General features: G+C 69.8%; 9 protein-coding genes. 7 read left to right on the top strand and 2 right to left on the bottom strand.

Annotated features, from left to right (window positions below):
- Positions 1-53: 53 nt before the first annotated feature.
- The 4 genes from INT49_RS19170 to INT49_RS19185 all read left to right on the top strand — a co-directional run bounded on the left by INT49_RS19170 (position 54) and on the right by INT49_RS19185 (position 3,549).
- Positions 54-323, top strand: a complete 270-nt coding sequence (locus INT49_RS19170; protein WP_193119351.1) for a type II toxin-antitoxin system prevent-host-death family antitoxin — start codon at positions 54-56, stop codon at positions 321-323.
- Complete coding sequence (locus INT49_RS19175) at positions 310-1,059, top strand: hypothetical protein (protein WP_193119352.1); 750 nt, start codon at positions 310-312, stop codon at positions 1,057-1,059. The genes INT49_RS19170 and INT49_RS19175 overlap by 14 nt, the downstream gene beginning before the upstream one ends.
- A gap of 173 nt (positions 1,060-1,232) precedes the next feature.
- Positions 1,233-2,282, top strand: a complete 1,050-nt coding sequence (locus tag INT49_RS19180; protein WP_193119353.1) for a MerR family transcriptional regulator — start codon at positions 1,233-1,235, stop codon at positions 2,280-2,282.
- Between the two features lie 34 nt (positions 2,283-2,316).
- The gene (locus INT49_RS19185) at positions 2,317-3,549 is read left to right on the top strand and encodes an MFS transporter (protein WP_193119354.1); all 1,233 of its coding nucleotides are present in this window, start codon (positions 2,317-2,319) and stop codon (positions 3,547-3,549) included.
- Between the two features lie 9 nt (positions 3,550-3,558).
- Here INT49_RS19185 and INT49_RS19190 read toward each other — a convergent pair whose 3' ends face one another.
- Complete coding sequence (locus tag INT49_RS19190; RefSeq protein ID WP_193119355.1) at positions 3,559-4,122, bottom strand: GNAT family N-acetyltransferase; 564 nt, start codon at positions 4,120-4,122, stop codon at positions 3,559-3,561.
- An 84-nt stretch (positions 4,123-4,206) separates the two neighbouring features.
- Here INT49_RS19190 and INT49_RS19195 point away from each other — a divergent pair, with 84 nt between their 5' ends.
- The gene (locus INT49_RS19195; protein WP_193119356.1) at positions 4,207-5,205 is read left to right on the top strand and encodes an HD domain-containing protein; all 999 of its coding nucleotides are present in this window, start codon (positions 4,207-4,209) and stop codon (positions 5,203-5,205) included.
- Positions 5,206-5,359: 154 nt separating this feature from the next.
- Positions 5,360-5,881 carry a hypothetical protein gene (locus INT49_RS19200; protein WP_193119357.1) on the top strand — a complete coding sequence of 174 codons (522 nt, stop codon included), beginning with the start codon at positions 5,360-5,362 and terminating at the stop codon, positions 5,879-5,881.
- 91 nt (positions 5,882-5,972) lie between these two features.
- On the opposite strand, the gene INT49_RS19205 is transcribed toward INT49_RS19200, so the two are convergent.
- Complete coding sequence (locus INT49_RS19205) at positions 5,973-6,182, bottom strand: hypothetical protein (protein ID WP_193119358.1); 210 nt, start codon at positions 6,180-6,182, stop codon at positions 5,973-5,975.
- A 116-nt stretch (positions 6,183-6,298) separates the two neighbouring features.
- Here INT49_RS19205 and larC point away from each other — a divergent pair.
- On the top strand, positions 6,299-7,008 hold a 710-nt coding region (larC, locus tag INT49_RS19210), incomplete at its 3' end, for a nickel pincer cofactor biosynthesis protein LarC (RefSeq protein WP_193119359.1).

Consider the following 7,008-nt stretch of genomic DNA (forward strand, 5'->3'; position numbering starts at 1 on the left):
GATCACCGCCACAAAGTTCGAACTTTGGGAGACTTGACTGCTAGACTGGATGCATGACTGCTCCACTCCACATGCCCGCCACCGTGGCCACCAAGAAGGGCGCCGGCTACCTCGCCGAAATGGCTGCGGGGCGCACAGTGGTGCTCACGAACCATGGCAAGCCCAGTGCCGTCGTGATGAGTCCTGAGCGCTTCGACGACCTCGAACGGTCCCTTCGCCTCGCGGCCGATCAGATGATCCAGGGCGTCAGCCAGCTCGTCGCTGACCGTTCCGAGTTCCACACTGTGAACGAGGTCCGCGAGCGCTTGCATGCGCGTCGGTGACTCCCTCCCCGGAGACCAGGCCGAGGTCATCTTCACGACGGAAGCCGAGGAATGGATCGCATCTCATGTCGAGGACTCGCAATGGGATGAGTTCCTCGATGACGTGGTTGCACTGTTCACCCAGCCGTGGGGGAAGCACCCGCTGTCGAACCGGAACGCGTCTGACCAGCTCGCGGGCCTGAACACCACGGCGACACTTCGCGGTGACTATCGGATCGTCTTCCGGGCAACGATCTCCCCCGAAGGCACAGGGCTCATCGAGATCCTCGCCATCGGTCCCCGGAGCAACAACCGGATCTACGACTCCGTGAACGCCCTCATCAGCAGCGGAAAGCTCAGCGAAGACGAAGTGCAGAGCATCTGGGACATGCTGGAGATCTACGAGAGCACGGCCGAGAAACATGGCCTCGAGCTGTGGGACTACTCGCCTGAGCCCGCACCGCCAGGACTCATCAAAGCCGTCGTCACCATAGGGGCCCTGCCCCAGGAGCTGGCGGAGATCCTCTCGGCAGACGAGATCAATGCTGCCCTGGCTGACGCCTGGGACCCCGATAGCGGCGACCTTGATCCGGCACGGGCACTGCGTGCTGCGGTTGAGCGGGTCGCCGGGAGCGCGGACCCTGAACGGATCATCGCGCTCCGGCAGGAGCCTCGCTGCGGCGCGCACATGCCTCGCGCCGATAAGCCCTGCGTCCGTCGTCGCGGACATCCCGGCGCACATCGCGCAACGCTCTGACAGCGCCCCGGAGAGCGACGTAGGCCCGGTAGGTCACTGTCGTTCCGACACTGGAGCGCGTTGTCGACGCAATCCAGTGAGGGTCGCGCGGGCCCCGCGATATCAGGACGACAGCCCCGTCGCATCGACAACGGCCGCGCATGCCAAGATGCGGCATGGCCGATGAGCGACTGATGACGATCAGCACCTTTTCCCGCGCTGTCGGGATCCCGGCCAGCGCCCTGCGCCACTACGCCGCACAGCGGGTGCTCGAACCGACCGACATGGATCCGGTGTCGGGCTACCGCTACTACGCGCCCTCCCAGATCGACAGCGGCGTGCTCCTGCAGCGGATGCGCTCTGCCGCCGTCCCGCTGCCCGTGATGCGAGAGGTCCTCGCGGGGAGCGCGCAGGACGGGGCACTGCTGCTCGCCGAGCTGGCCACGCACCACGGCGCCGCATCCCGTCAGCGTGAGGACGAGCTGACGGCGCTGAGAGCGCAGCTCGACCCCGCCCCAGCGCATCGCGCCCCTGCGACTGCCGCGCTGCCCGGCACCGTCCTGGCCAGCGCCATCTCCCAGGTGATCCGCGCGGCAGCGACCGCCGCGACCGACGTCTCCGGCCTCGTATGCTCCGTCGGCCCGCAGGGGATCGAGCTGATCGCCACCGATCGCTACTGGCTCGCCCACCGCCACCTCGAGGCGGAGACCGCCGGCGGCGAGGCACGCGCGATCATCTCCCGCGAGGACGCCACCGAGGTCGCCGCCGCGTGCGCCCATCACGCCACGGTGCACCTCAAGCTCACCGAGCAGGGGCTGACGGTTCACGACGCGGACGGATCGCTGCTCGCACGCACCGTTGCCGTCGATCGAGCGGTCCCCGACCTCGGCCGCCTGGTCTCCACACAGCCAAGCGCCCGGGCCCTCGCAGGTTTCGACCGGGCAGAGCTGCAGGAAGTTCTTGATCGGTCGGACCAGAGCGACAAGCTCCTGCTCGTCGTCGGCAACGGGACGACGGCGCTCCACGCGGGCGGCGCTCGGGACGACGCTCCGGTGCTGAGCGGGTGGGCCACCCCCGATGAGCAGCTCGAGGTCCTGGTGGGCCGGGCGCTGTTCGCGGCGGCCGTCGCCGTCTGCCCCGGCGAGGAGATCGTGCTCTCCCTGGTGGACACGACCACTCCCGTGCGGGTCGCCTCCCCCGTGCAGGACACCTTGACCTGCCTGGTGATGCCGATGCTCCCTTGACCTTCAGGTCGCTCGAACCCTCAGCCTCGAGGGTGTGAGAACACACCCCTCGATCCCGTCCCCGCTCCCTGCCCGCTTCCACCTGTGGTGGGCCGCCTCCACCCTGCAGTCCGCCGGCGGCTCCATGCTGAGCTTCGCCCTGATCTGGCTCGCCACGGGCCATGGCCCCGGCGCTGTCGCCCTGGTCAGCATGCTCTCCGTGCTGCCCCCAGTGGTCCTCATGCTGCTGGGCGGCGTGCTCGGCGATCGGCACGGCCCCCGCCGCATGCTCCTGGTGACCATGGGCGCTGAGCTGCTCGTGCTGATCGCCCTCCTCGCCGTCTCCGGCGGCGATCCGACCGTCGCGCTCCTGGCGTCGGCCGCTGTCACCACGTCCACGATCTCCGCCATCTCCCGACCGTCGGCGACCGTGTACGCCCGGCTGCTGATCAGCGGCGACGACCAGCTGCCGCGGGCGCTGGCACGGATCTCCGGCAGTCTGCACGCCGCCCGGATCCTGGGTGTCGCAGCGAGCGGCATCGCCCTCTCCTTCTGGTCCCTGACCGCGGTCCTGGCCGTGAATGCCCTGCTCACGGCGGGCTGTTTCGTGGTCCTCTGCGCCCTACGGCCTCAGGGACCGCGCTCCTCCTCGGAGACCAGCGCCCCGGCCGACGGCATCTGGAGCTCCCTGGCGATCGGGATCCGCTCCGCGCACGCGCTTCGCATCTGGCCCCTGCTGGGAGCGGTGGCCCTCGTCTGCTCCGCGGTGCTCCCGGTGGTGGCCGTGGTCCTGCCCTCCTGGGCGCGCGCGAACGGATGGGACGCCTCGCAGGCGAGCCTCCTGGAGGCGGCATGGGCCGCAGGAACCCTCACGATCACGCTCCTGATCTCCGTCACCGGCACCCTGGCCAGGCAGAACATCGCGCTGATCGGGGGGCCGGCGCTCATGACGATCGCCCTGGCGACACTCTCGCTGCCTTCTGGGCTTCTCGGGGCCGGAGCAGCGATCCTCGCCTCGGCTCTCCTCGGTGTCGGGACCGCCGTCTTCACCACGCACATCGCACCGACCCTGCTGCGGCTCGCACCTGCGGGGCAGATGACCCGCTTCCAGGCGCTCATGGGCATCGTGCAGCTCGCACCACCTGCCCTGCTGAACAGCCCCTTCGCGGCTCTTTCGGGAAGTGGCCAGGCATCGGTCGCGCTGCTCCTCGCGGCCGCTCTCGCCGCCAGCGCGGCCCTGATGATCGGCGTGAACACGCGGGCGCCTGTCGCGCCGGTACCGTCATGACCGCTCCGGCTACCTGATGCGGGAATGGATCAAGGTGTCTCGCAGCAGCGACGGGTCCGTGGCGGAGACGTCGTCGTTGCGGAACACTCCGTCCAGCTCGAATCCGAGGCTCAGCGGAACCCGGGCGCTGCGGGTGTTCCGCCGATCGCAGCGTATCTCCAGGCGCCGGAAGCCCTCCTGATCCGCGGCGCCGACGACTGCGCTGACGGCTTCGCGCATGTACCCGTGGCCAGTCCGAGAGCTGGCGAGCCAGTACCCGATCTCCCCTTTGGGGACCGTCCAGTTCACGGCGAAGACGCTGATCCGGCCGATGAGGCTCTCGCCCGTCGGGTCCCAGATGGTCCAGGCGAACTCCGTGCCGTCCTCGAAGCTGCGCGCCGCGGCGGCCAGGTTCTCCGCGGCCTGCTCGAGCGTCTGGGGCGACTGCGCCCACGGCATCCACGGCGACAGCTCGGGCAGCGAGGCGGTGACCGCCTCCGCCTGGGCCACCGCGTCGTCGACGCTCACCGCACGCAGGAGCAGGCGATCAGTCCGGATCTCACGGGGCAGGTGCCTCACGGCGGCGTCATTCATGCGCAGGAGGGTATCCCGGCTCCACGACCCACGTCGCGAGGAGTCCTGGCCGCGCTACCGTAAGAGAGCTCCCCAGGAGGTGCGATGAGTCCAGACGCCGCGGATACGCTCGGGATCGACGGCAGGTGGTTCGATCCGTTGTGGCGGATCACCGTCGAGCTGAGCCCCCTCGAGCAGGCGCTCCTGGACACCTGGCCGGTGCGCCGCCTCGGGGCCATCTCCCATGCCGGTGCGGCGTCGCTGACCACCACGCAGACCTACTCTCGGCTCGAGCATTCCCTCGGGGTCCTCGCGCTCGTCGCGCACTTCGCTCCCGAGGACCAGCTCGCGCGGGCGAGCGCGCTGCTCCACGACGTGGGACATCTGCCCTTCAGCCACACTCTCGAGGGCATCGACGGCCTGGACCATCACGAGCTGGGCCATACGCGGGTCCGCGCGATGGGCGAGCTGCTCGCACAGCACGGGATCGATGCGGACGACGTGAACGCCGTGGACGACGGCTGCCTCGCCTCCCCGCTGACCAGCGGCAGCGGCGGGATGAAGCTGGACCACCTGGACTCCTTCCTGCGCAGCGGCCAGGCGCACGGCCGCACCCGGGGTCTCCCGTCGGAGCTGCTCGAGCACCTCCGGCTGCGCGACGGCACGGTGGACACGGATCCACGGACCGGTGCCGAGCTGGTGCGGCTGGCCGTGGCGGAGGCTCGCGCCCAGCGCTCTCCCGCCGACGTCATCCCGGTGGCGGTCCTGCGGCATCTCGTCACCACGGCATTGACGGGCAAGGACCCGGAGCTGAGCATCGAGGAGCTCACAGGGATGACCGACGACGAACTGCTCGCCGCCCTGCGCCGCTGCCCCTCGACCGCTGAGGAGGCCGAAGCGTTCCGGCGCCATCCGCTGAGCTGGCGCCTGCTCGCCGACCACGACGAGACGGAGGACGGCCCTTCCAGGGCGGCTCGCGTGGAGCACCGCATCACCCGCACCTATCTCGATCCGCCCAGCGTCGACGGCGAGCTCCTCCACAGCCCAGAGGCCGAGGACCTGCGACGCGGCTTGCCCCTGGTCTTCGTGCTGCGTCGGCAGTGACGCCCCGCCGCGGAACCGGCCGGCGCAGAACCTCTCGCGCTTCGCAGCTCGTTCCGCAGTCCCGATAAATCGGACACCCGTATAGTGGCTCGCGCCCGGCGGGCGAGGGGCCTGTCGAACACCACGACGACGTACGCCGAACAGGGGACGCACCATGAGGACCACGAAACCCAGGAGCACCGCGCAGTCGACGGGGAGCGCGCGATCGACCGGGGCCACGCGACGACGGGTCGGGGCGACGGCGATCATGGCCGGTGCAGCGCTGCTGCTCGCAGGCTGCGGCGGCGGCTCGTACGAGGACTCCCGGGAGCTCTACGAGGAGCTCCGGGTAAATTTCAACTGCGACACCGTGGATTCCGACGACTTCAACTCGTTCATGGAGGGCGAGTGGACAGACGGTTTCCCCGCCTTCGACGCGGTCGACGGCGAGTGCCAGCTCGGGGACGACGACAGCGTCTCCGTCAGCACCGTGGTCCCCCACGACGTCAAGGGCAAGGACTTCATGGAAGCCTTCGCCGTGCAGAACAGCGAAGAAGGTTACGGCGTGCTGGCCAAGAACTGGGTGATCCTCGTGGACGACGACGATCCCGCGGTCCAGGAGTGGCTCGAAACCGTCGAGGACGAGCTCGGCGGCGAGCTCATCACGCTCTCGGGCCAGGGTGGCGACAGCGACTGATCCACGCCCCGTCCGCGAGCAGCACTGCGGCAGTGGCAGTGGCAGAGCAGCTTGACGAGCACGGTCACTCACCGGCGGAGGATCAGACCTCTCACACGTGAAGGATCAGGATGACCAGCGCGTCGATGGCGGCATCCTGTGTCGTGGACCCCGGAAGAAGGTCCATCGAGGGTGACTCCAGCAGGATCGTCCCGGTCACCGCGACGAGCAGCAGGGCGACCACGGCGGCGCCCATCAGGGCGAGCGCAGAGAAGGTGCGTCGCTCCGACGCGACGAGGCTGGACGTCGGCTCGTGGCTCATGACTCCACTCTAGGGGTTCTCGCCGTGCTCGCCGTACGCCCTGGGCGAACGCCGAGAGGCGGCAACACCTGCTCACCGCGCGGCCGCCGTCACCGGCGCGGCCTACGATCGATCCCATGGAGATCACCTCGCCCTCTGCTCCCCGCCTCGCCTACATCGACGCGACCGCGGGCATCGCCGGGGACATGCTCCTGGCGGCCCTGATCGACGCCGGCGCGGACCTCGACGCGGTGCAGGAGGTGCTCGACGCGCTGGTCCCGGACTCGGTGCGCTTCGTGCGCGGCACGGTGGACCGCGGCGGGCAGCGCGCCACCAAGATCGACGTGGATGTGCTGGTCACCGACCCGCCCCATCGCACCTGGGCGTCGATCAGAGAGATGCTGGAGCGTTCCCGCGGGAACGTCTCGGTGCCGGAGCGGACGATCGATCTCGCGCTGACGGTGTTCGGCCGCCTGGCCGACGCGGAGGGCACCACCCACGGGGTTCCGGCCGACGAGGTCCACTTCCACGAGGTCGGAGCGCTGGACTCCCTGGCCGACGTGATCGGGGCCTGCGAGGCCTGGCGCCAGCTGGGCATCACCGAGGGAGCGGGCAGCGTGATCGCGGTGGGCAGCGGACGCATCCGCGCCGCGCACGGCGACATCCCGGTGCCGGTCCCGGCCGTGGTGCGCCTCGCGATCGGTTGGCCGACGGTCGCCGGCGAGCTGCTGCCCCCGCGCGGGCACCAGCACGCCCACGGACCGTCGTCCGACCACCAGCCTGACCACCACCACCACGACCACGACCACGACCACGACCACGACCACGACCACGACCACGACCACGA

The sequence above is a fragment of the Brachybacterium tyrofermentans genome, from assembly GCF_014897585.1.
GTDB classification, from domain to species: Bacteria; Actinomycetota; Actinomycetes; order Actinomycetales; family Dermabacteraceae; genus Brachybacterium; species Brachybacterium tyrofermentans.

What these genes read in the sequence shown, in the direction of transcription:
- INT49_RS19195 (WP_193119356.1), top strand. Translation starts at nt 4,207, where the DNA reads ATGAGTCCAGACGCCGCGGATACGCTCGGGATCGACGGCAGGTGGTTC.
- INT49_RS19205 (WP_193119358.1), bottom strand. Translation starts at nt 6,182, where the DNA reads ATGAGCCACGAGCCGACGTCCAGCCTCGTCGCGTCGGAGCGACGCACC.
- INT49_RS19190 (WP_193119355.1), bottom strand. Translation starts at nt 4,122, where the DNA reads ATGAATGACGCCGCCGTGAGGCACCTGCCCCGTGAGATCCGGACTGAT.
- INT49_RS19170 (WP_193119351.1), top strand. Translation starts at nt 54, where the DNA reads ATGACTGCTCCACTCCACATGCCCGCCACCGTGGCCACCAAGAAGGGC.
- INT49_RS19180 (WP_193119353.1), top strand. Translation starts at nt 1,233, where the DNA reads ATGACGATCAGCACCTTTTCCCGCGCTGTCGGGATCCCGGCCAGCGCC.
- INT49_RS19200 (WP_193119357.1), top strand. Translation starts at nt 5,360, where the DNA reads ATGAGGACCACGAAACCCAGGAGCACCGCGCAGTCGACGGGGAGCGCG.
- INT49_RS19175 (WP_193119352.1), top strand. Translation starts at nt 310, where the DNA reads ATGCGCGTCGGTGACTCCCTCCCCGGAGACCAGGCCGAGGTCATCTTC.